Below are 22,455 nucleotides of genomic sequence, written 5' to 3'. Positions count from 1 at the left end.
TAAAAAGGTTTAAATTATGATACTAATTATAAATGGTGAAACAAAAGAGTTTGATAACTCATTAACACTTCAAGACATAATAACAAATTTACAAATTGAAAACAAAGTAATGGCAGCTGCTATTAATATGAATATTGTAAAAAAAGATGATTGGAAGAATTTTATTCCAAAAGAAAATGATAAAATCGAATTACTTCAATTTGTTGGTGGTGGTTGATTTTATGAGTAGAGAAAAAGGAGAATTTGCTGAAAAAAGAGCAATCTCTTTTTTAGAAGATTTAAATTTTAAAATCATTGAAAAAAATTTTTATGCTAAAAAACTTGGTGAAATAGATATTATTGCTAAGAAAGAAAATATATATCACTTTTGTGAAGTAAAATCTGCACCTGATTATGAAACTGCTATTAATAATATAACCCCTTCTAAACTTTCAAAAATAAAAAGAAGTATAAATTACTATTTACAAATAAAAAAATTGGATATTTCTTATTCAGTTGATGCTATTATAATCACAGATGAAAATATTGAATTAATTGAAAATATAACTATATGATTAAGCAAGGGATGAAGGTCGCAAAAACACCCCTTACTGTTCTAAACTGTATCTAAAATTAGTAGAAAAGAATTATAACAATTCAAAGTAGCAATAAACTAGCAAAAGTTGATAATTGTAAAATTTAACTTTTTCTTAGAAATTATTAGATACTATTCAAAAATACTTACGGAGAATTTTTTGTACTCAAAAGAACTTGAATCTATTAAAAAGTCTAACCGTTTTAGAACAAGAGATATATTCGATGATAATCTTATTGATCTTGCCTCAAACGATTATTTAGGTCTTTCTACAAATAAAAATCTTTTTCAAAAAGCTTACGAAAACGTTTTAAATCAAAATTTCCACTCTCCTCGTGCTTCAATGTTAGTAAATGGCTACAATAAAATCCATAAAGATTTTGAAGATAAATTGTGTGAGGTAAATAAATTTGAAGCAGGAATCACTGTTGGTTCTGGTTTCTTAGCAAATATCTCAATGATTGAAGCACTTGTTAGAAAAAATGATACATTATTTATTGATGAAGAGTATCACGCAAGTGGAATACTTGCTACAAAGTTATTAAAACCTGAACAAGTAATTGTTTTTAAACATAATGATTATGAAGATTTAGAAAAAAAGATTTTAGAAAATAAAAGAGTTGGAAGAAATATTATAGCTATTGAAGGTGTTTATTCAATGGGTGGAGATATTGCACCAATTGAAATATTTAATCTAGCTGAAACATATAAAACTCTTCTTATTGTGGATGAAGCTCATAGTTCTGGAGTAATTGGAGAAAATCTTTTAGGTATTTTTGACTATTATAAAATAAAACCAAATAAATATCATATAAAAATGGGAACATTAGGAAAAGCTTATGGTTCTTATGGAGCTTATATTTTAGCTTCTAAAGAGATTATAGATTTTTTAACAAATAGAGCTAAACCTATTATTTATTCTACTGCTCCTTCATTATTTGATACCGCCCTTGCACTTGAATCTTTAAATTATATTATAAATAATAAAAAAGATTTAAAGGAAAAAATAAATACAAATTTAAATATTATTTACGAGATTTTAAAAATAAAATCTCAAAGTTTAATTATTCCAATTGAAATTGGTGATAATAAAAAAGTAAAAAAAATTCAAGAAATTTTAAAACAAAATGGTTTTCTAGTTGGAGCAATTAGACAACCAACCGTAAAAAGTGCAATTATTAGATTAATTGCAAAAATTGATATAAATACTAACGATTTAATTAGTGTCTGTAATTTATTAAAGGATTTGAAATGCTAATAAATGATTTAATTAAAGGTAATAAAAAATTTAGAGAAGCAAGTTTTTCTAAATATGAAGCTGATTTAAAACAATTAGTTGAAACAGGGCAAAGACCTGAAGTACTATTTATTGGGTGTAGTGATAGTAGGGTAACTCCTGATTTAATGCTAGATACAAAACCAGGTGATATGTTTATTTTAAGAAATGTAGGAAATTTTGTTCCACCATATAATCCAGATAATGATTACCACGGAAGTTCAGCTGTTATTGAGTATGCTGTAAATATTCTGGGAGTAAAACATATCATTGTTTGTGGACATTCACACTGTGGGGCTTGTAAAAGCTTATACCAAGACTTTGGAAATTCTCCTGATTTAATTAATATTAAAAAATGGTTAGATTTAGGTAAAAAAGCAAAAGAATATACACTATTGGCAATTCAAGATAAAACTGATAAAGAGAATATTTATAGAACTACAGAAAAAATTTCTATTGTCCATCAAATGGAAAATCTTTTGACTTTTCCTTACATTGAGAAAAAAATAAAAAATGGTGAAATCCAAATTCATGGTTGGTATTACAAAATTGAAGATGGAACAATTGAGTATTATGATGGAAATGAATGTTCTTTTAAACCACTAATTGAGAATACAAATGAACAATAATGAAATTAGAAGATTACCGAAGAAAACTATTTTTATAATAGGATTATTAATTGTAATTGGTCTTGCTTTCTTTTTATTTCTAAAAAGTTTAAAAGAACAAAAACTTACAGAAGTTCTTAATACAATTGGTCATGAAAATATAAAAGATTTAAAAGTTATAAATAAAATGAGTGTAGAAGACACTCAAACAAGATATAAAAGTACTGTTTATAAAGTTATGTTTTATGACAATAATTTAAAACAAACTTGTATAGGTTTTATTCATAGAGAAAAAGATGCGCACTATACAAAAGATATTGATTGTAAGTAGGAAAAAATGAGTATTATTGAAAAATTAGAAAAAAATGAAAGATTAGAATATGAAGATGCAATTAAATTATATGATTTAGATTTGTTTACATTAGCTTCATTTGCAAATAAAATTAGAACTGAAAGACATGCTAAAAAGACATATTTTAATATAAATAGACACATAAATCCAACAAATATTTGTAAAGATGTTTGTCAGTTTTGTGCCTATAGCGCAAGTAGAAAAAATCCTCACCAATATACAATGAGCCATGAAGAGATATTAGAAATTGTAAAAAACTCTTCGAAAAACAATATTAAAGAAGTTCATATTGTTTCAGCTCATAATCCACATACTGGATTACAATGGTATATGGATGTATTTAAAAAGATTAAAGAGAATTTCCCATCAATTCATGTAAAAGCTTTAACAGCTGCAGAAATTCATTTTTTAAGTACAGAATATAATCTATCATACGAAGAAATTATAAATATGATGATTGCACATGGAATTGATTCAATGCCAGGTGGTGGAGCAGAGATTTTTGATGAAACTGTTAGAAAAAGAATCTGTGGAGGGAAAGTTAGTTCTGTCCAATGGTTAGAAATTCATAAACTTTGGCATCAAAAAGGAAGAAAAAGTAATGCAACTATGCTTTTCGGTCACGTAGAAGATAGAAATCATAGAATTGATCATATGTTAAGATTGAGAAAATTACAAGATGAAACTGGTGGATTTAATGCATTTATTCCTTTAGTTTATCAAACTGAAAACAATTATTTAAAAGTAAAAGAAGCATTAACTGGGCAAGAGATATTAAAAACTTACGCAATTGCAAGAATTTTACTTGATAATATTCCAAATATAAAAGCTTATTGGGCAACTTCAACTGTAAAATTAGCATTAATTGCTCAAGAATTTGGTGCAAATGATGTTGATGGAACAATTGAAAAAGAATCTATCCAAAGTGCTGCAGGTGCTGGAAGTGCAAATGGTATTGCTCAAATGGAATTTGTTGATTTGATAAAAAATTCTGGATTTATTCCAGTTGAAAGAGATTCTGTTTATAACGAACTAAAAACTTGGTAAAACAAGTTTTTAGTTATTTTAATTGATTAAATTCTAAATTAAACTCTATTTCTATTCCTGCTTCCGTTTTTATCATACTTATTGGATATGAAATATTTATAGAATATAACTCACTATTTAGAGTTGATATTAAATCAAAAAATTCTTTTGGTTCTTTTACTAAAATATTAATTGTATAATCAAATTTATTTATTCCTTGATTTATTGTCGATATATATTTTATTATTGCATTTTCAGGCATTAAAATCTTTAATTGTTCAGTAACTCTTTCAACAGACATTGTTTCATCTGTTATATATGCTTTATCGAAATTTTTATAACTAATATTTAATTCATTTTCATCTTTTGCTATAATTGTTGTATCAAAATCTATTTTTTTCTCTGGATCAACAAGTTCAAACTGAGTATTTTTATACAATTTGTCTAAAGCAGGTTTTAATAATACTAAATTTTCTTCTTTTAAAGAAAATACTTTTAATTCTAAATTATTTGGAACGATTTTCATTTCTTTAATCATAACACCTACTGGTATTGTATTAAAAATGACTCTTATTCTTTGTTCAATTTTATCATTTAAATTAATATGATTAGGTAATGTTGTTAATTTTTCTTCTATCTTAACTTTTTCAATTCTTTCTTTCTTGAAAAGTTTTTCAAAATCTATCATCGTATATATTTTATATAATCCTAAAGATAAAACAGCTAATAATAAAATCAAATAAAGATATTTAAAATCTCTTTTCTTTTTCTTCTTTCTAGGCTTTATAAAACTTTTTTTTAAATGTTTATCTCTTGACAATTCAAAAACTTCTTCATCAATGTTTATTGGATGATAGTCAACTTTTAGCATTAGTTCTTGAGAAAGTTGTTCTATTTCTTCAGAGCTTAATTGTTTCAATACATAAAGAATTGTAATTTTTTCTACAAAAACCCCATTCTTTTTACTATAAAAATCATTCAAAGTATTATGTATAATTTCATTTAATTCTAAATAATAAATTTCATCAAAAAGTTTTTGCCCCTCTAAATCATCTTCATAAAAATGAGTTTTTTTAACTGATTCAAATGTTGGTAAATCTACTGTTTCATGATATACAATAATTCCAGATTGATTAAGTATTAAAATAAATGCTTTATTATTATATAAAAGAAGTAAGAGTTCATTTCTACAAACATTTTTTTCTATATGTAAACTCATTATATGAAAAGCTGAATAAATATAATCTATCCCTGTTTTAACAAAATAATTCTTTGTTTCAAAAAGAGTTGTTTTTAATACAGCAATATCAAATTCATCATTAAACTTTCCAATCTCACAATCTTTTAATTTTGATGATAATGACTTAGGAACAAGTTTAGTAGTATCACTTATTAGAAGAGTTGAGATATATGTAAAATCTATCTCTTCTTGTGAAGTATTTATTTTTTGCGCAATATCTAAAGGTAAAATTTCATCATCTACTAGAAAAACTGAATTATTCGCATCGATTATCTCTTCATTATTGAGTTTTTTGAAATCAAGCTTTAATTGAGTATCATATTTAATTGCATTGATATATAAAGATTCTTTAGTAAACATTTATCCCTACTTACTTAATTTCAAGGCATTGAGTGTATCAACATTTTTTCTTTGATAAATTCCCTTGCTTGCTCAAATTCCATATTTTTAATATCAAATGGTTCACTGATATAAAAATCTATTCTACCAAAAGGTTTTGGTAAAACAAATTTATCCCATGAGTTAAATTGCCAATATTTTGTTGGTATAGTATTGAAACATACAATTTTAGATTCACTCTTTTGAGCTAAAGCTATTACTCCATCTGCAATTGAGTATCGTGGACCTCTTGGACCATCAGGCGTAATAGCCAAATCATTTCCTAATTTTAACTCTTTTATTGCACTTATTAAAACTTTTGCTGCACCTTTTGATGAAGATCCACGAACTGCTCCAATTTTAAAATTTGAAGCTAATTTTGTTATGATTTCTCCATCTTTATTGTGACTTATCATTGCTTTTACAATTCCATTTTTTCTAAATCCAAAATAGTTGTATATTTGAGATATCAAATCTCCATGCCACATACATATAATAATTGGTTTTCCATCATCTTTTGGATGATGATAAACTTTTTTATTTGTTGCATATATCATTTTAACTAAATAATACAACAAATAAGGAAGTATATTTAATTTAAAATATTTTAACATTAGCTTATTATTTCACCCTTTAAAGATGTTCTTGTTGCTTCAACAATTTTTACATCCACAAATTTACCTAGTAATTCATCACTGCCTTTTGTAAACACTTGTAAATAACTATCTGTAAATCCACAAACTTCACCATTTGGTTTTAAACTCTCAACCAATACATTTAAAGTTTTTCCAACATAAGTAGGCATTGTGTCTTCAAGATGTCTTTTGTGAAGTTCAATTAATTCAATTAATCTTGCGCTTCCAATTTCATCTAGAATCTCTTTATCAGCCAAATTTAATGCTTCTGTTCCGGGTCTTGGAGAATATTTAAAGTTAAAAATTTGATCAAATTTAACTTGATTTACAACATCTAATGTATCTTCAAAATCTTCTTGTCTTTCTCCTGGAAACGCAACAATTATATCTGTTGTAATTCTTAAATTAGGAATTAATTCTCTCATTTTTGCTGCTCTATTTAAAAACCACTCTTTTGTATATCCTCTTTTCATAGCTTTTAAAACTTCAGTTGAACCGCTTTGTAAAGGCATATGAATACATTTTGAAATTTTCTCATTTCTTGCAAATTCTTCAATAAAATCATCATCCATATGTAAAGGATGAGGAGAAGTAAATCTAATTCTTTTTAATCCCTCAACTTTAGAAATATCTTGTAAAAGTTTTGTAAATGTATATTTTTCTCTTTTATCACTAAATCTTCTACCATAAGAGTTAACATTTTGTCCAAGAAGCATAACTTCAACTGCACCTAGTTCAACTGATTTTCGCACCTGCTCAACAATCATTTCAGGTGGAATAGAGATTTCTTCACCACGAGTACTAGGAACAATGCAATAAGTACATTTTTTATCACAACCAATAGAAATATTTACACTTGCTCTGTATTTATTTGTTTTAGCTGTTGAAAATTCATAAGTTGATTCATCATTGTCAATTGCTACTTCAACTGCACCTTTTACATCAACTACATCTTTTATTTTTGATATATTTCTTGCCCCAACAACAAAATCTACATAAGGTGCTCTTTTTATAATATCATGCCCTAAATGTGATGCTGTACATCCACAAACACCAATTTTTGCACCATCTTTTTTCTTTTTATTAAATTGACCTATTTCTGAAAAAAGTTTTTGAACAGGCTTTTCTCTAACTGAACATGTATTTATAATAATTAAATCAGCATCTTCAATATTTTGTGTTGGTATATAACCTTTGTGTTTCTCTAGTTCAGCTTGAATATGTTGACTATCAGTGTCATTCATTTGACACCCTAGAGTTTGTATAAATAATTTTTTGTTTGAACTCATAATTTTTATAACACTATTAATAGATTAAAGTGCATGAACCTCATACATATATTCATCATCAGCTAAACCATATTTTACTTCTCTAAAATACACGTTGTTTCCATCAGCTTCTAAAGCATCTACTAATGCCATCATATCTTTATGTGAGTTATCTCTATCAAAATAAAATATTTTTTGTCCATCTTTGTTCAACTCTTCTTTTATTTTATCTAATTGCACTTTTTTTGGTTTTTCATTTAACTCATTTCTTGCAAATAATAATTCCATTTATTAAGCCTTTTTCTTTGTTTATTAATTGTACATTTTAGCTCAAAATTACTTTAATTTCTATAAAAGGCTATTTTAGATATACTATACATCTATACTACATTGAAAATCATCCTAATCATTTCAATGTCAACAAACAAGAGGTTATTTAATGGATAAAATAATAGATATTTTAGATTCAATCGCATATGAGAAAGGTCTCAAAATTGATGATGTTGAAAATGCACTAAAAGAAGCTTTAATTAAAACTGCACAAAAAATGGTAGATGCTACTTTAGTTTTTGATGCAAATATTGATAGAGCAAACAAGAGACTTGAATTATTTCAAAAAATTGAAGTTGTGGATGAAGATGATGAAAGATTACTTGCAAATGCAATTAATAAACAAGGTTTACCTGTAAACTATGAAAATTTCATCACTTTAGAAGAAGCAAAAGAAATCGACCCAGATTTAGAAATCGGTGATTTTATGAATTATGATTTAGAATTTGAAAATATGGGAAGAAATGCAGCCACTATTTTACATAGTAATTTTGAATTTAGACTTCAAAGATTTATTGAAGAAAATATTGTTAATAAATATAAAGAAAAAATAGGAAAAACAGTTTCAGGAACTGTTACAAGAGTTGATAAATCAGATAATACATTTATTGAAATAGGTGAAGTAAAAGGTATCCTACAACGAAAAAGTAGAATTAAAGGTGAAACTTTTAAAGTTGGTGATGTATTAAAAGCTGTTGTAAAAGGTGTTAATATTGATAAAACAAATGGATTATTAATTGATATTTCAAGAACTTCTCCTAAATTTTTAGAAAATCTTTTAACTTTAGAAGTTCCGGAATTAAAAGATAAAAAAGTTATCATTGAAGCAAGTGCAAGAATTCCAGGAACTAGATCTAAAATAGCACTTTCTACAATCGAACCACAAATTGACCCAATAGGTGCAGTAGTTGGAGTAAAAGGTGTAAGAATTAGTTCTGTTTCAAAGCAACTTCATGGAGAAAATATTGATTGTGTTGAATATTCAACAATCCCTGAAATGTTCATTTCAAGAGCATTATCTCCTGCAATGGTAAATAGCGTTAAAATTGAAAAAGCTCCAATCAATGGAGAAAAAGGAAAAGCTATTGTTACAATTCCAAGTGATCAAAAATCAAAAGCAATAGGAAAAGCTGGCTTAAATATTAGACTTGCTTCAATGCTTACAAAATATGATATTGAATTAGTTGAAATTGCTTCAATAAATTCAAATTCATCAAATAATGAAGCAACTTCATCTAATGAAGAAAAAACAACTGATACTGCATCTTTAGAAGCTCTATTTAAGTAAAAAAATGAATAAAATATTTATCTATGATTCAGTTAAAAAGGAAAAATTAGAGTTTAACTCTATTTTTCCAAATGTAGCAAAAATTTATATTTGTGGACCAACTGTTTATGATGATTCTCATTTAGGTCATGCAAGAAGTGCAATATCTTTTGATTTACTGCATAGAGTTTTAAAAATAAATGGCTATGAAGTAATTATGACTAAAAACTTCACTGATATTGATGATAAAATCATAAAAAAAATGTATGATTCAAATAGAACACTTGAAGATATTACAAAGCAATATATAACAGCTTATAAAGCTGATATGAAGGCTTTAAATATCTTAGATAATTCTATAGAACCTAAAGCTACTGAAAATCTTGATGTTATGAAAGATATGATTTCAAACCTTATTTCAAAAGACATTGCATATAAAACATCTGATAGTGTATATTTTGATACTTCAAAAGATTCACTTTATGGAACACTTTCACATAAAACTAATGATGAAAATTCAATTGCAAGAGTTGAAGAAAATAAAGAAAAAAGAAATAGTGCTGATTTTGCTTTATGGAAATTTGAAAAAGCAAATGACGTAAGTTTTGATGCTCCTTTTGGAAAAGGAAGACCAGGGTGGCATATAGAATGTTCTGCGATGATTGAAAAACATTTAGCTTATAAAAATACTCCTTATCAAATTGACATCCATGGTGGAGGTGCAGATTTACTTTTTCCACATCATGAAAATGAAGCTGCGCAAACAAGATGTTCATCAAATCAACAATTAGCAAAATATTGGATGCATAATGGTTTTGTAAATATAAATGGAGAAAAAATGAGTAAATCATTGGGAAACTCATTTTTTTTAAAAGATGTTTTAAAATCTTATAGTGGAGAAGTTGTAAGATTCTATCTTATGTCAACACATTATAGAGCAAATTTTAATTTCAATGAAGAAGATTTAATCTCATCAAAAAAAAGACTTGATAAACTTTACAGACTTAAAAAAAGAGTTTATGGATTAGAAGGTTCAATGGTTAATAAAACATTTAAAGAAGCTATTTTAAATGCTTTAAATGATGATATGAATACTTCAATTGCTTTATCAATTATTGATGAGATGATTAATACTTCAAATGACAAATTAGATGCAAATCCAAAAGATAAAAATCTAAAAAAAGAGTTAATTTCAAATATTTTATTTATTGAAGAAATTCTTGGAGTTGGAGGAAATGACGCTTATTCTTATTTCCAATTTGGAATTGATGAATCGACAAAAGAAAAAATTGAAGATTTAATTAATAAAAGAAATGAAGCAAAAATCAGCAAAGATTTTCAAACTGCAGATAAAATTAGAGATGAATTATCAAAACTTGATATTTCACTTATGGATACTGCTAATGGAACAGTTTGGGAAAAACTATAAATTTTATTTTTATTAAAAAAATAAAAAAAGGGAAGAAGTTGAACTTCTTCCCTTTTTATTTACTAAAATAATTCTTAGTAGAATGATCTTGCATATGCAGAATCAGTGATATTTTTAGTATCAACAATATAAGGAACTAATGCCATATGTCTAGCTCTTTTGATTGCTTTTTCTACCATTTCTTGTGCATTTTTAGAGTTACCTGTAAGTCTTCTAGGCATAATTTTACCTCTTTCACTCATAGATAATTTTAATAAATCTGTATTTTTATAATCGATGAAATCAACTTTCATTTCAGTATATTTACAATATTTTTTTCCGTATTTTCTTCTTTCAGCCATTTGATTTTCCTTTTCTAAAACGGTATTTCGTCTTCGTCTATATCAATTTCAGGTATTCTTTGTTCAATCTTTGGTTTTGATTGATTCATACCACCATAACTGTCATGAGAAGTTGGCTCGTCATATTGAATTGGTGCTGGTTGAGTGTATCCCTGAGGATTATAACCTTGGTTTTCAGTATTTCCTGAATCACCTTTTGTATCTAACATTTTCATAGTATCAACTCTTAAAGAGTGTCTACTTCTTGTTGATCCATCTTGAGCTGTCCATTGTTCAAAAACAAGTCTTCCTTCTAATAATACTTTAGAACCTTTTTTTAAGTATTGGTTAGCAACTTCTGCAGATCTTCCAAAGATATTAAAATCTAAAAAACAAACTTCATCTTTTTGTTCTCCAGTTGAAGATTTGTATTTATAAGATGTTGCAATTGCAGATTTTGCAATAGCAGAACCTGAAGGTAAATATCTTAATTCAATATCTCTTGTTAAATTTCCTACCATTATTACTTTATTATACATGTAAGGTTCCTAATTATATTTATTTAGCAGCTTTTTTAGCAGCCTCATCACTCATTTTTGTCCAAGAAACAACTTCTTTTTTGCTTTCATATTTAATGAAAATAAATCTGATAACATTTTCGTTGATTCTATAATTTCTTTCGATTTCAGCAATTCCAGCTGGGTTACCTCTGAAGTAAACTACATAGTAGTAACCTCTTTTACATTTTTCGATTTCGTAAGCTAATTCTCTAATACCTACGTTTTCAACAGCTGCAATTTCTCCACCATTTTTTTCGATGATTGCTTTAAGTCCATCAATTTGCGCTACAGTTTCTTCTTCAGTTAATGTAGGTTTTAAGATAAACATTGTTTCATAATGTTTGATTTTTGACATTAATTCTCCTTATAGATTGTGCCGGTATTCTTTACATTTCCTAATATCAGCAAGGATTTCTTTTTTGTAAAGTTTGTGATTTTATCTAAATAAAACTGTAAACTTTCTTAGAGCAGACTGAAGATATAAACTTTGATTATCAATTTTTGAAGATTTAAAATCAAGTTCTATATCTAATAAATATTCTAAAATATTTTGAAAAGTTTCAGGTTTTATATTTATTGCTAATTTTGATTTTTTTTCCCAAATATTTTTTGGTGGAACAAATCCTAAAATTTCTTTTGGATTTGGTTGTCCCATTGTTCTTGCATATGAGCTAATCATAAATAATTGTTGAACAAAAGAAGTAACTTGATTTAATAAAAATATCTCATTCATTCCCTCTTCTAAAACTAAAGTTAAATCATCACTAATATCTTTACCATTTATTAAATCATATAAAAAATCTTCAAAATTAACTGTACCTATTCCAAAGCAATTATTATCAACAACATTTATTGTTATTAATTGATTTAAGATAGCTAACTTTTTTAAATCATTAACACATAATGCTAAATCATTTTTATGCATAAAATAAAGATGATTTAAAGCACTCACTTCATATTGCATCTGAAGCATTTTTGCTTCATATTCTAAAAATTTTGTTGCTTCCAAATCTGTTGGCTGAAAAAATCTAACAGCAACAGAATTTGTTTTTAAAGAAAAACTATTTTCCATTGTTTTAAAATCTCCATCACCCATACATGCAAATATAAGTGTACTATCAGGATTTACATTACAAGCTTCAATTAGTGCATCAACTTCTTTTTTAGGTATTTTTTTTTCAACTTTTATTAATAAAATATTGTTTGAAGAAAAAAGTGATGATTGTAATAATTTATCTTTTGCATATTTAAAATCATAATCATCAAAATATAGTTTTTCAATTTCATCACTTTCACCAAACATTTGAGCAATCACTAAAGAATATTGTTCAATTAAAAAGATAGATTGTCCATAAAACATATAAGCTTTAAATTTTTTATTTTGTTTTAAATAGTTATCGAATTCGTTTTTATACATAATAAAATAATAACCTAAGTTTACTTTTAATACAATTTATTTATTCATATTAAAAGGGGTTAAGCCATGTATAAGATTGTACTTCCAATATTAGGTTTTGAAAGTTTCGACAGTTTATCAATTGAAAAAATTGATGAATTTTTCTCTTTTTTAGTTTTTGATGAAAATACAAAAATAACAGTTGTAAATATCAATGTTTTGACAAAAGTTTCATTTGATTTTCAAATTGATTCAAATGTTTTAGAAAAATTAAAAATTAAATCTAAAGAAGATTTTTCAACTTATTTTGCTGTTGTTTCTCAGAATCCTATAGAACACTCAATTATAAATCTTGTTTCTCCTATATTTATAAATGAAAAAGAGAAACTTATTGGTCAATATGTAACTACTGAAAAAGTAGAACCATATTTAGCTTCTATTGATAAGTGTGCTACATTATAGTTACAACTATAACTTTTGTAGCAATATCGGCAGATTTTATTTTCACTCTCATTTTTGAAAATAATTTCTGTCCTCTATAATTTTCTAAAATTACTTTCATTCCAATAATTTTTTCATAACAAACAGCTTTTGCTTTTTCTGTATCAACAACTTTTACTTTTAGTTCTTCACCTAAATGAGAAGCTGCCCATCTTGCATATTTTCTATCTTCAAAATCCCAAACAAGTTGATCAACTTTTCTTTCATTTAAAGAGATATGTTCACAAATATCATCTATATTTTTTGGAGTTTGTTTTGTCTTTAAAATTCTATGTAAGACTAAATCTGAATATCTTCTAATTGGTGATGTAAAATGAGAATAAGAAGAGAATCCTAAACCAAAATGTCCTAGATTTTTTGAACTATATTTAGCTTGTGTTTGAGCTTGGATAATTAGTTCATCAATTTCTGCACTCATCATTGAATTTTTTGCTTTTTCTTGAATGTGTGTTATTGTTTCATGAACATCACTTTGAAGTTTTACATTAACTCCCAAAATATTTACATCATCTACAAGTTTTGAAATTGCTTTAAAAGGTGGTTCTTCATGAATCCTATATATTCCAACTGTATTTACTTTTTTACTTGCTTCTATATTTGCCATTAACATACACTCTTCAACTAACTGATGAGATGCTGTTGATGTTTCAACATCAATAGATTCAAGTTCATCATTTCTTAACTTTAATCTATTTTCAGTTGTTCTAAAATCATAACCTTTTAATAATCTTCTTTTTCTAAATTTTTTACTAATTTCATATAAAGGAATTAAATAGTCAAATATCTCTTTTTCAACTTTTGAATATTGGTCAAGATGTCCTTCAATAACCCTATCAATTCTTCCATAAGAGAAATTTTTGTGGGAATTTATAACTGCTTCAAAAAGCTCAGCTTTTTTCACACTAAAATTTTCTAAATCTAAATACATTTTAAAAACATAAGAGTATCTATCAACTCCTTCTTTTAATGAACACATCTCTTCACTCAAAATTGGAGGAAGCATTGGTAAAACTTTTGTAGGAAGATAAATAGAAGTAGATTTTTTAAATGCTAAAATATCAAGTTCACTACCCTCTTTTACAAAATATGAAACATCTGCAATCGCTACATATAAAATATTTTCATTTTTATCGAAATAAATTGCATCATCGTGGTCTTTTGCACTATTTGGGTCAATCGTACAAAATGCTAAATCTCTTAAATCAACTCTTTGTTTTTTATCATCCATTAAAGCTTTTACATCTAAATGTTTTTCTAATCTATAAAGTTCTTCATATAAATATAAAGAGATAAATTCATCTATTTTTGAATCATTTAAATTTCCAACATTTTTAATCAAATCAAATGATTTATTATCAACAATTAAAACATCTAATTCTTTATATTTTAAAGCATTTTTATTATCAAGTCTAATATTTTCTTTTAATGTATAAAAAGCTTTATCTTTTACATAAACTAAAAGTTCAGCTTTTTTACTTTCAAGTATTTTTACAATTTTTGCTTTAGTTTTACTTCTTGGGTTAAAAACTCTTTTTGCTAATACCAAATCACCATTATAAGCGCCATTTAAATCTTCTAATTCAATTTTTATATTTTTTAATTCACTTACTAAATCTTCTAAAATTACAAAATTTTTTCCGATATTTACAATTGCAATTTTATATTTAGAATTTAACTCAAAATTGCCATTTTGATTTTTTATTATGATTTCATCTTTTAAAAATTTTTCTATTTCATTTAATTCATCATTCGAATAATTTTTACATTCTGTTTGAATTTTTATAAATAGTTCTCTTAGCAAAATAAATCCTTTTTAAATAATCACATAATAGTATCTAAACTATCTCTACACTTGCCTTTAATTTTCAAGTTATCTAATATTTAGATAGTTTTTTGTATAATCTGCAAAAAATTTTTTAATTAGAGGAAAGAGTAATGGCATTAAACGTTTACTATGATAAAGATTGTAATATCGAATTAATTAAATCTAAAAAAGTTGCAATGATTGGATTTGGTTCTCAAGGGCACGCTCACGCTGAAAACTTAAGAGATTCAGGTGTAGAAGTTATCGTTGGATTAAGAAAAGATGGTTCATCTTGGAAAAAAGCAGAAGCTAAAGGTTTTGCTGTAAAAACTGTAGCAGAAGCAACTAAAGAAGCTGATGTTGTAATGATTTTATTACCTGATGAAAATCAAGCTGATATTTATGCAAAAGAAATCAAACCAAATTTAAAAGCTGGTGCTTATTTAGCATTTGGTCATGGATTTAACATTCACTATAAAAGAATTATGCCTGATGCAAACACTAACGTTATGATGGTTGCTCCAAAAGCTCCAGGTCATACTGTTAGATCAGAATTCACAAAAGGTGGAGGGATTCCTGACTTAATTGCTGTTTATTCTGATCCATCTGGAAATACTAAAGATGTTGCATTAGCTTATGCATCTGCAATTGGTGGAGGAAGAACAGGAATTATTGAAACTACTTTCAAAGATGAAACTGAAACTGACTTATTTGGTGAGCAAGCAGTACTTTGTGGTGGAGCAACAGCTTTAGTTCAAGCTGGTTTCGAAACTTTAGTTGAAGCTGGATATGAACCAGAAATGGCATACTTTGAGTGTTTACACGAATTAAAATTAATCGTTGACTTAATGTATGAAGGTGGAATTGCAGATATGAGATATTCTATTTCTAATACTGCTGAGTATGGAGATTATGTATCTGGTCCAAGAGTTATCAATGATGAGTCAAGAGCAGCTATGAAACAAATCTTAAAAGAGATCCAAAATGGTGTATTTGCAAAAGATTTCATCTTAGAAGGTCAATCAGGATATCCAAGAATGAATGCTGAAAGAGCTTATACTAAAGCTTCATTATTAGAGCAAACTGGTGTTAAATTAAGACAAATGATGCCTTGGATTGCATCTAAAAAAATCGTTAACCAAGAAACTAACTAAAAATTACATTAGGGAAGATTTTTCTTCCTTAATTGAAACTATCATTAATGAACCCAAAAAAGACAAAATCAAAAAGCAAGCGTACAAATAAAATTTCTCAAAAAAGATTAGTTAAAATCTTTATTTTCATATTCTTATTTACTTCATTAGCTTCAATTAGCAGCTATTTTTTAATGTCTAATAAAAAAGATAATACTTTAGAAAAAACTGATAATATTTTAGAAACAAAAAATGAAACAAAAAAAAATAAAACTTTTGATGAATTAAAACTATTTGAAACAAAAAAACCTGAACAATATTTTGATGAAGTTATCCCAAAAGATGACTCCTATGATAAATTTGAAGAGTATACACAAGCCTTAGAAAAAGATTTTTTAGAAAAAACTCTTGAAGATGAACAACAAATAAATGAAAAAATTGTAAAAAGAATTGAAGAATTAAAAGAAGATAAGAGAAAAGAGAAACAAAAAGAAGAAAAAATAAAAGAAACAAAAAAGGAAAATGAAAAACAAACAAGTAAAGTTGATGATAAAGCTATAATCACAAAAAAAGATACTTATATCTTTAATAAAAGTGATAAACCCAAATTAGTAATTATTATTGATGATGTTAGTACAAATACACAAAAAGAAAAAATACAAAATATAGGTTATCCAATAACAATGGCTTTTTTACCTCCGACTCCATCTCATAAAGAATCTGCAAAAATTGCACAAAATCTAAAATTTTATATGATACATTTTCCTATGCAAGCATCAAGTGCATTTAAAGGGGAAGAAATAAATACTTTAAAAATAACAGATTCTTATGAAGTTATTGAAAATAGAGTAAAACAATTAAGAGCTTGGTACCCAAATGCTATATATACAAATAATCACACAGGTTCTGTTTTTACTGAAAATGAAGAAGCAATGGATAAATTATTTCGTGCTTTAAAAAAATATAATTTTATTTTTGTTGATAGTAGAACTAGTGCAAAATCTGTGGCAAAAAAATATGCAAAAAAGTATGAAATGCCTTATATTGTAAGAAATACTTTCATTGATAATGATAGAAATTTTACTGCTATTCAAAATCAATTAAAAAAAGCAATTGAAATAGCTAAAAAACAAGGTTATGCCATAGCAATTGGTCATCCTCACGATATAACACTAAAAGTTTTAAAAGATTCAAAACATCTACTTAAAGATGTTGAACCAATACTTGTAAATAAACTTCCTTATTTGTAAAAAATCAGTTATAATAATTTTATTTATTATAACTGGATTTATATGATTAAACAAATAAACTTTAAAATTGAAGAGTTATCTTCAATGAAAAAATATCCCAATGAAATCTTTTATATAGGAAACTTGGATCTTTTAAAAAGAAAAAAAATTGCAATAATAGGAACCCGTAGACCTTCTTCTTATACAAAAGAATTTACATATAAATTATCATCTAAACTCTCTTCAAACAATATTTGTATTGTAAGTGGTGCTGCAATGGGAGTTGATGCTATCGCACACCAAGGTGCAAAATCTAATAATACAATTGCTGTTGTTGCAAATGGCTTAGATATAAGATATCCAAGTATAAATAAAAATCTAATTCAAGATATTGAAAATAATGGATTAATCCTTTCAACTTATAAAGAAAAAGAAAAAGCTAAAAATTATACTTTTATATTGAGAAATGAGCTTGTAGTAGCACTAGGAGATATTTTGATTGTGACAGAAGCTGATAAAAACTCTGGTAGTTTAAGTTCTGTTGAGTTTGCATTAAAGATGAAAAAAGAAATTTATACATTACCTCATAGATTAAATGAAAGTCTAGGAACCCAAGAACTTGTAAAAAAGAATCTAATAAAAGTAATATATGATATTGATGAATTTATTGAAAAAATCACTTTAAAGAAAACAAAAATTATAGAAGATGAAGTTTTACTTTTTTGTAGAAATAACCCCACTTATGAAAGTACAATAGAAAAATTCTCAAGCAAAATATTTGAATATGAATTGGAAGGAAAAATCAGTATAAAAAATGGAAGAGTTTATTTAAACTGATATATTCCTTTCTAATTAAACTTTCACTTAAATACTTTTTTTGTTAGAAACTTTTAATAAAATAAAATATCCAATTACTGCTGATATTAATGAAGCTAGTAAAATTGCTAATTTATCTGTATAAAAAAATATATTTGAATCTTCATATGCTAATGAATTTATAAATAAACTCATTGTAAATCCAACTCCTGTTAGAATTGTAACTCCATAAAACTGAATCCAATTCACACCAGTTGGTAATTTTGTAAATTTTAATTTTACAGATATAAAAACAAATAAAAATACTCCTATTTGTTTACCAATAAATAGCCCAAAAAATATCCCTAAAAATACATTATTATCAATCTGCGCTAAGGAAATATTTCTTAAATCTATTCCAGCATTTACAAATGCAAATAGAGGTAAAATAAAAAAAGCAACCCAACTATGAATATAATGTTCTAAAGTCCTCACAGGAGAAATATGTTTTCTTTTTTCATTAATTAAACTAAGTGGTATTGTAAAAGCTAAAATTATTCCTGTTAAAGTTGCATGAACTCCTGTTTTTAGAACACAAATCCATAAAATAAATCCAACTAACATATAAAGACTTAGATATGATATTTTCAAGCGATTAAATATAAAAAGTATTAATATACATATTGTTGCTAGAATTAAAGAACTTAAAGATAATTCAACAGTATAAAAAAAAGCAATTATTAATATTGCACCTAAATCATCAAATATTGCTAATGCCATTAAAAAGATTTTAAGTGAAGTTGGAACTCTTTTTCCAAGAAGTGATAAAATTCCTAAAGCAAAAGCTATATCAGTTGCTGTTGGTATTGCCCAACCACGAAGTGCAAAATTATCATTTATATTTAAAATAAAAAAGATTAATGCAGGAGCTATCATTCCTCCTAATGCACCAATTAAAGGTAAAGTTATATTTGAAAAACTTGATAAATGTCCTAAAATTAATTCTCTTTTTATTTCTAAACCTATCATTAAAAAGAAAATCGCCATTAGTCCATCGTTTACCCAAAGTATTAAAGGTTTAGATATTTCAAGAATTGTTCCAACTTTTAATTCAATTTTTGTATGTAAAAATTCTGTATAAAAAGGGGATAAAAAGCTATTACTAAAAATTAAAGCTATTATTGTAACAAATATTAAGATTATTCCAGAAGATGATTCATTCTCTAAAAATTTCCCTACTAATGTTTTCATAAATTTTCCTTTATGAGTATATTTTAGTAAAGAAATCTTTAGTTATTGTTAAATTTATTTATATCTTAATTGGTAAGTTATATCTCCAGCCCCGACACCAAGGAAGATTCCCTCATCATAACTTTTGATAATTTTTTCATCTTTTATTAGTTCAATTTTTCCATTAGTTGCTATTATTTTATCTGCAAAAATTGGATTATAAGAGGCGAACTCTTTTTCAAAATCTATATCTATTTTTTTCTCACCAGGAATTGTCCATAAAGGAAGAATTACAAGTTCATCACATCTTCTAAAACATTTTTTAAAACCTTCAAGATTATCACTTGTTCTAGAGTATTTATGTGGTTGCCAAAGAACTATTCTTTTATTTAAATTTGTAAGATTGTCATATAACTCTATTGATTTCATAGTTGCTTCAATCTCAGTTGGATGATGTGCATAATCATCAATTACCACAAATTTTTCATTTGATTGAACAATATCAAATCTTTTTTTAATCCCTTTATAGTTTAAAAGATTTTTTCTAATTGTTTCAACATCTAGCTCATTTAAAGCTGCAAGTATTGCTAAAGAGGCATTTGTAGCCATATGGAAACCAAATCCCCAAACTTCAAAAGTTCCTAAATCTTTTAAATAAAATTTAGTGCAAGGTTGATTATCTTTTAGTGTATAACAAAGATTTTTAATATCTTTTGATGGATAAAGGTAAGTAGCATCTTCTATTTTTAGTTTTTGAACATCTTTATCTTCACCATTTACAACTCTTTTTTTTGCAAGACTTAAAAATTTTTCATAAGACTCATAAAACTTATCATAATCATAGTGATAATATTCCATATGTTCAGGTTCTGCATTTGTAACTATTGCACAATAAGGGCTTGAAAGTAAAAAAGAGGCATCAGATTCATCTGCTTCAAAAGCGACTAAATCATTTACATATCTAAAATTTGAACCAAAATCTTTTGAAATTGCACCAATTAGAGCTGTACTATTTAAAATTGAAGCTAACATTGCTGTTGTTGTTGATTTTCCATGAGCTCCAGCAACACAATAATTTTTCTTATCACCTAAAATAATAGGTAATGCTTCTTTACGTGAAAGAGTTCTTATTTGTTTAAGTCTTGCCTCAATTAATTCAGGATTCTCATCTGTAACAGCTGCTGAATAGATAACTAAATCTACATCATCTTTTATATTAGTTGCATCTTGGGGACAAAATACTTTTATTCCCTCTTCTTCTAAAGCTCTTGTAATTGGTGAGCTTTTCATATCTGAACCAGATACTTCATGACCATCAAAATTTAAAAATCTAGCTAAGGCAGAAAGCCCTATCCCACCGATTCCTATAAAATGTACTTTCAATTAATTTCCTAATAAATATTTTAAATTTTTATACTCTTTTTCTAAAACATTTCTATTCTCATTTAAAAATTCTTGATTATCAAACTTAAATTTTATAATAAAATATCCATATTTTTCATCATCAATATCAGCTTCTAAATCAACTCTTGTATCATAAAAATCATCAAGTTCTATATTTGAAGCTAAAAAAACAATCAATACATTTAAAGCTTTTTCTAAAACCTCATCTTCAATGATATTTGCAATTACAAAAATCAATTCTTTTGCACCTTTAAAATTTCCATTTGACCATTTTTCAATAGCATGTTCATATAAAGCTCGAACATATAAAAGATTATCAGCTTCAAGTTTTAGTTTTTCATGATTTTGTAAAATCTTTTCAACATTTGAAAAAGATGTTTTTAAAATCTGTTCATAAAGTTTGTTTATATCTTCTTCATCAAGTCCTAAAACTAACATAGAATCTAAAGTTTCATACATCAATCCTATATCTTCAGCTTTCATAGAATTAACTCTTGTCTCTTCTAAATATTTTAAAAAATCTGGATTTGTTCTTGCTTGAAATAAAGCTTCTTTATCCATCTATAAAATCCTTTAATCTTTTTAAAGTTTCTCTTGTTTTTTCTTCATTTTCAACAAGTGCTATTCTTACATAACCTTTTCCTAAACCATTTCTTCCTAAAAAACTTCCAGGTAGTACTTTGATATTTTTTTCTTTATATAAATTTTTTGTAAATTCAAGTTCATCTTTTACTTCTAACCAAATATAAAAAGTTGCTTTTGGGATATCTGTTCCTAAAATCTCTTTTGCAATTTCAAAATTCTTTTTATAGATTTTTCTAAATTCAGCCACATGATTCTGATCATTCCAAGCAACAGCCGCTGCTTCTTGAAGTGGAACAGGAGAAGCACAACCAACATAAGTTCTATATTGTAAATAATCTTTTAAAATAGTTGCATCACCTGCTATAAATCCACTTCTAAGTCCTGGTGCACTACTTCTTTTTGAAATTGAGTTCATTACTAATACATTTTTAAATTCAGTATTTCCAACTTTTATACTAGCTTCTAAAAGTGAAGCTGGTTTTGTCTCTTCTTCAAAATATATTTCACTATAACATTCATCATTTATAAGTATAAAATCAAATTCTAATGCTTTTTTAACCCAAATTCCTAACTCATCAATATCCATTGAAGCTGATGTTGGATTATTTGGGAAATTTAGAACTACTAAATCACATTTTTTTAACTCTTCATCACTAAGCATTGCTTTAAAATTATTCTCTTTTGTTAAATTTATATGAATAACCTCAGCACGACTAGCAATTGCTGCACCTTCATAGATTTGATAAAAAGGATTTGTAAAAGCAATTACTGGATTTTTTTTATCAAATAAAGCAAATTGAGGGAAGTTAAATAAAACTTCTCTTGTTCCAAAAGTTGGAACAATTTGATTTATTTCTAAAGATACATTGAATCTATTTTTTACAAAATTAATCATAGATTCTCTTAAAAATACTTCACCTACTGTTGAGGGATATTTTCTCAAAAGAGGTGTTGTTTCTTTTAATTTATCTTGGATGAATTGTGGTGTTTCAAATTTTGGTTCACCTATTGTCAAAGCTGATAGTTCAAATTTATCATTTGGAACCACATCTTTTAATAACTCATTCAATTTTTCAAATGGATATTTTTCAAAATTCATAAATTTTATTTCCTTA

General features: G+C 26.2%; 25 protein-coding genes. 12 read left to right on the top strand and 13 right to left on the bottom strand.

Annotation, left to right across the window (positions count from 1 at the left end; all coding sequences use genetic code 11):
• The first annotated feature begins 16 nt into the window (after positions 1-16).
• The 6 genes from thiS to mqnE all read left to right on the top strand — a co-directional run bounded on the left by thiS (position 17) and on the right by mqnE (position 3,857).
• On the top strand, positions 17-217 hold the full coding sequence (thiS, locus tag ABLL_RS02000) for a sulfur carrier protein ThiS (protein ID WP_014473106.1): 201 nt from the start codon (positions 17-19) through the stop codon (positions 215-217).
• Positions 218-221: 4 nt separating this feature from the next.
• The gene (locus ABLL_RS01995) at positions 222-554 is read left to right on the top strand and encodes a YraN family protein (protein WP_014473105.1); all 333 of its coding nucleotides are present in this window, start codon (positions 222-224) and stop codon (positions 552-554) included.
• A gap of 180 nt (positions 555-734) precedes the next feature.
• Positions 735-1,832: a pyridoxal phosphate-dependent aminotransferase family protein gene (locus tag ABLL_RS01990; RefSeq protein WP_014473104.1), complete on the top strand. Its 1,098-nt coding sequence runs from the start codon at positions 735-737 to the stop codon at positions 1,830-1,832.
• Positions 1,826-2,479 carry a carbonic anhydrase gene (locus ABLL_RS01985; RefSeq protein ID WP_014473103.1) on the top strand — a complete coding sequence of 218 codons (654 nt, stop codon included), beginning with the start codon at positions 1,826-1,828 and terminating at the stop codon, positions 2,477-2,479. The genes ABLL_RS01990 and ABLL_RS01985 overlap by 7 nt, the downstream gene beginning before the upstream one ends.
• Positions 2,469-2,789 (top strand): hypothetical protein, encoded by a 321-nt coding sequence (locus ABLL_RS01980; protein ID WP_014473102.1) that lies wholly within the window; start codon positions 2,469-2,471, stop codon positions 2,787-2,789. Before ABLL_RS01985 ends, ABLL_RS01980 begins: the two co-directional genes overlap by 11 nt.
• 6 nt (positions 2,790-2,795) lie before the next feature.
• Complete coding sequence (mqnE, locus tag ABLL_RS01975) at positions 2,796-3,857, top strand: aminofutalosine synthase MqnE (RefSeq protein ID WP_014473101.1); 1,062 nt, start codon at positions 2,796-2,798, stop codon at positions 3,855-3,857.
• Between the two features lie 13 nt (positions 3,858-3,870).
• On the opposite strand, the gene ABLL_RS01970 is transcribed toward mqnE, so the two are convergent.
• The 4 genes from ABLL_RS01970 to ABLL_RS01955 are packed head-to-tail and all read right to left on the bottom strand — an operon-like array spanning position 3,871 to position 7,645.
• The gene (locus tag ABLL_RS01970) at positions 3,871-5,436 is read right to left on the bottom strand and encodes a hypothetical protein (protein WP_014473100.1); all 1,566 of its coding nucleotides are present in this window, start codon (positions 5,434-5,436) and stop codon (positions 3,871-3,873) included.
• Positions 5,437-5,456: 20 nt separating this feature from the next.
• Positions 5,457-6,011 carry a lysophospholipid acyltransferase family protein gene (locus ABLL_RS01965; RefSeq protein ID WP_258239362.1) on the bottom strand — a complete coding sequence of 185 codons (555 nt, stop codon included), beginning with the start codon at positions 6,009-6,011 and terminating at the stop codon, positions 5,457-5,459.
• A 56-nt stretch (positions 6,012-6,067) separates the two neighbouring features.
• Complete coding sequence (miaB, locus tag ABLL_RS01960) at positions 6,068-7,378, bottom strand: tRNA (N6-isopentenyl adenosine(37)-C2)-methylthiotransferase MiaB (RefSeq protein WP_041654623.1); 1,311 nt, start codon at positions 7,376-7,378, stop codon at positions 6,068-6,070.
• Positions 7,379-7,402: 24 nt separating this feature from the next.
• Positions 7,403-7,645, bottom strand: a complete 243-nt coding sequence (locus ABLL_RS01955; protein ID WP_014473097.1) for an HP0268 family nuclease — start codon at positions 7,643-7,645, stop codon at positions 7,403-7,405.
• Between the two features lie 151 nt (positions 7,646-7,796).
• Here ABLL_RS01955 and nusA point away from each other — a divergent pair, with 151 nt between their 5' ends.
• Positions 7,797-8,975 (top strand): transcription termination factor NusA, encoded by a 1,179-nt coding sequence (nusA, locus tag ABLL_RS01950; protein ID WP_014473096.1) that lies wholly within the window; start codon positions 7,797-7,799, stop codon positions 8,973-8,975.
• Positions 8,976-8,979: 4 nt separating this feature from the next.
• Positions 8,980-10,383 carry a cysteine--tRNA ligase gene (cysS, locus tag ABLL_RS01945; protein WP_014473095.1) on the top strand — a complete coding sequence of 468 codons (1,404 nt, stop codon included), beginning with the start codon at positions 8,980-8,982 and terminating at the stop codon, positions 10,381-10,383.
• A 74-nt stretch (positions 10,384-10,457) separates the two neighbouring features.
• On the opposite strand, the gene rpsR is transcribed toward cysS, so the two are convergent.
• The 4 genes from rpsR to holA form a co-directional block, all read right to left on the bottom strand.
• Positions 10,458-10,724: a 30S ribosomal protein S18 gene (rpsR, locus tag ABLL_RS01940; protein ID WP_014473094.1), complete on the bottom strand. Its 267-nt coding sequence runs from the start codon at positions 10,722-10,724 to the stop codon at positions 10,458-10,460.
• A gap of 14 nt (positions 10,725-10,738) precedes the next feature.
• On the bottom strand, positions 10,739-11,242 hold the full coding sequence (locus ABLL_RS01935; RefSeq protein ID WP_014473093.1) for a single-stranded DNA-binding protein: 504 nt from the start codon (positions 11,240-11,242) through the stop codon (positions 10,739-10,741).
• A 19-nt stretch (positions 11,243-11,261) separates the two neighbouring features.
• A complete protein-coding gene (gene rpsF / locus ABLL_RS01930) occupies positions 11,262-11,618 on the bottom strand; it encodes a 30S ribosomal protein S6 (RefSeq protein WP_014473092.1) in 357 nt (118 codons plus the stop codon).
• 81 nt (positions 11,619-11,699) lie between these two features.
• Complete coding sequence (gene holA, locus ABLL_RS01925) at positions 11,700-12,680, bottom strand: DNA polymerase III subunit delta (RefSeq protein WP_014473091.1); 981 nt, start codon at positions 12,678-12,680, stop codon at positions 11,700-11,702.
• Between the two features lie 66 nt (positions 12,681-12,746).
• Here holA and fliW point away from each other — a divergent pair, with 66 nt between their 5' ends.
• Positions 12,747-13,121: a flagellar assembly protein FliW gene (gene fliW, locus ABLL_RS01920; RefSeq protein WP_014473090.1), complete on the top strand. Its 375-nt coding sequence runs from the start codon at positions 12,747-12,749 to the stop codon at positions 13,119-13,121.
• On the opposite strand, the gene ABLL_RS01915 is transcribed toward fliW, so the two are convergent.
• Positions 13,111-14,961, bottom strand: coding sequence for a ribonuclease R family protein (locus ABLL_RS01915; RefSeq protein ID WP_014473089.1), 1,851 nt, complete (start codon positions 14,959-14,961; stop codon positions 13,111-13,113). The two genes, fliW and ABLL_RS01915, sit on opposite strands and share 11 nt — an antisense overlap.
• A 134-nt stretch (positions 14,962-15,095) precedes the next feature.
• Between ABLL_RS01915 and ilvC the strand changes: the two genes are divergently transcribed.
• The 3 genes from ilvC to ABLL_RS01900 all read left to right on the top strand — a co-directional run bounded on the left by ilvC (position 15,096) and on the right by ABLL_RS01900 (position 18,163).
• The gene (gene ilvC, locus ABLL_RS01910; RefSeq protein WP_014473088.1) at positions 15,096-16,118 is read left to right on the top strand and encodes a ketol-acid reductoisomerase; all 1,023 of its coding nucleotides are present in this window, start codon (positions 15,096-15,098) and stop codon (positions 16,116-16,118) included.
• A 173-nt stretch (positions 16,119-16,291) separates the two neighbouring features.
• Positions 16,292-17,347 carry a divergent polysaccharide deacetylase family protein gene (locus ABLL_RS01905; RefSeq protein WP_014473087.1) on the top strand — a complete coding sequence of 352 codons (1,056 nt, stop codon included), beginning with the start codon at positions 16,292-16,294 and terminating at the stop codon, positions 17,345-17,347.
• 42 nt (positions 17,348-17,389) lie between these two features.
• Positions 17,390-18,163: a DNA-processing protein DprA gene (locus tag ABLL_RS01900; RefSeq protein ID WP_014473086.1), complete on the top strand. Its 774-nt coding sequence runs from the start codon at positions 17,390-17,392 to the stop codon at positions 18,161-18,163.
• A 27-nt stretch (positions 18,164-18,190) separates the two neighbouring features.
• Here the strand turns inward: ABLL_RS01900 and nhaA are convergent, their stop codons facing one another.
• Genes nhaA through ABLL_RS01880 form a run of 4 tightly spaced genes read right to left on the bottom strand, consistent with a single transcriptional unit; the run spans position 18,191 to position 22,439 of the window.
• Positions 18,191-19,372: a Na+/H+ antiporter NhaA gene (nhaA, locus tag ABLL_RS01895; protein ID WP_014473085.1), complete on the bottom strand. Its 1,182-nt coding sequence runs from the start codon at positions 19,370-19,372 to the stop codon at positions 18,191-18,193.
• Between the two features lie 54 nt (positions 19,373-19,426).
• On the bottom strand, positions 19,427-20,734 hold the full coding sequence (gene murC, locus ABLL_RS01890) for a UDP-N-acetylmuramate--L-alanine ligase (protein ID WP_014473084.1): 1,308 nt from the start codon (positions 20,732-20,734) through the stop codon (positions 19,427-19,429).
• Entirely contained in the window at positions 20,735-21,316 is a 582-nt protein-coding gene (locus tag ABLL_RS01885; protein WP_014473083.1) for a hypothetical protein, read from the bottom strand. It abuts the gene before it with no gap.
• On the bottom strand, positions 21,309-22,439 hold the full coding sequence (locus ABLL_RS01880) for a succinyldiaminopimelate transaminase (RefSeq protein ID WP_014473082.1): 1,131 nt from the start codon (positions 22,437-22,439) through the stop codon (positions 21,309-21,311). The genes ABLL_RS01885 and ABLL_RS01880 overlap by 8 nt, the downstream gene beginning before the upstream one ends.
• Positions 22,440-22,455: the final 16 nt, after the last annotated feature.

Origin of the sequence: Arcobacter sp. L (assembly GCF_000284235.1) — a bacterium.
Lineage (GTDB): Bacteria > Campylobacterota > Campylobacteria > Campylobacterales > Arcobacteraceae > Aliarcobacter > Aliarcobacter defluvii.
This window is presented reverse-complemented; position numbering and strand designations above follow the sequence as displayed.

Bases quoted from the DNA above. Each gene is read 5' to 3' on its own strand.
- rpsF (WP_014473092.1), bottom strand. From the start codon at position 11,618: ATGTCAAAAATCAAACATTATGAAACAATGTTTATCTTAAAACCTACA.
- ABLL_RS01980 (WP_014473102.1), top strand. From the start codon at position 2,469: ATGAACAATAATGAAATTAGAAGATTACCGAAGAAAACTATTTTTATA.
- thiS (WP_014473106.1), top strand. From the start codon at position 17: ATGATACTAATTATAAATGGTGAAACAAAAGAGTTTGATAACTCATTA.
- ABLL_RS01905 (WP_014473087.1), top strand. From the start codon at position 16,292: ATGTCTAATAAAAAAGATAATACTTTAGAAAAAACTGATAATATTTTA.
- cysS (WP_014473095.1), top strand. From the start codon at position 8,980: ATGAATAAAATATTTATCTATGATTCAGTTAAAAAGGAAAAATTAGAG.
- ABLL_RS01880 (WP_014473082.1), bottom strand. From the start codon at position 22,439: ATGAATTTTGAAAAATATCCATTTGAAAAATTGAATGAGTTATTAAAA.
- ABLL_RS01955 (WP_014473097.1), bottom strand. From the start codon at position 7,645: ATGGAATTATTATTTGCAAGAAATGAGTTAAATGAAAAACCAAAAAAA.
- nusA (WP_014473096.1), top strand. From the start codon at position 7,797: ATGGATAAAATAATAGATATTTTAGATTCAATCGCATATGAGAAAGGT.
- ABLL_RS01885 (WP_014473083.1), bottom strand. From the start codon at position 21,316: ATGGATAAAGAAGCTTTATTTCAAGCAAGAACAAATCCAGATTTTTTA.
- ABLL_RS01935 (WP_014473093.1), bottom strand. From the start codon at position 11,242: ATGTATAATAAAGTAATAATGGTAGGAAATTTAACAAGAGATATTGAA.
- ABLL_RS01965 (WP_258239362.1), bottom strand. From the start codon at position 6,011: ATGATATATGCAACAAATAAAAAAGTTTATCATCATCCAAAAGATGAT.
- holA (WP_014473091.1), bottom strand. From the start codon at position 12,680: ATGTATAAAAACGAATTCGATAACTATTTAAAACAAAATAAAAAATTT.
- nhaA (WP_014473085.1), bottom strand. From the start codon at position 19,372: ATGAAAACATTAGTAGGGAAATTTTTAGAGAATGAATCATCTTCTGGA.
- ABLL_RS01900 (WP_014473086.1), top strand. From the start codon at position 17,390: ATGATTAAACAAATAAACTTTAAAATTGAAGAGTTATCTTCAATGAAA.
- fliW (WP_014473090.1), top strand. From the start codon at position 12,747: ATGTATAAGATTGTACTTCCAATATTAGGTTTTGAAAGTTTCGACAGT.
- ilvC (WP_014473088.1), top strand. From the start codon at position 15,096: ATGGCATTAAACGTTTACTATGATAAAGATTGTAATATCGAATTAATT.
- mqnE (WP_014473101.1), top strand. From the start codon at position 2,796: ATGAGTATTATTGAAAAATTAGAAAAAAATGAAAGATTAGAATATGAA.
- rpsR (WP_014473094.1), bottom strand. From the start codon at position 10,724: ATGGCTGAAAGAAGAAAATACGGAAAAAAATATTGTAAATATACTGAA.
- miaB (WP_041654623.1), bottom strand. From the start codon at position 7,378: ATGAGTTCAAACAAAAAATTATTTATACAAACTCTAGGGTGTCAAATG.
- ABLL_RS01985 (WP_014473103.1), top strand. From the start codon at position 1,826: ATGCTAATAAATGATTTAATTAAAGGTAATAAAAAATTTAGAGAAGCA.
- ABLL_RS01995 (WP_014473105.1), top strand. From the start codon at position 222: ATGAGTAGAGAAAAAGGAGAATTTGCTGAAAAAAGAGCAATCTCTTTT.
- ABLL_RS01970 (WP_014473100.1), bottom strand. From the start codon at position 5,436: ATGTTTACTAAAGAATCTTTATATATCAATGCAATTAAATATGATACT.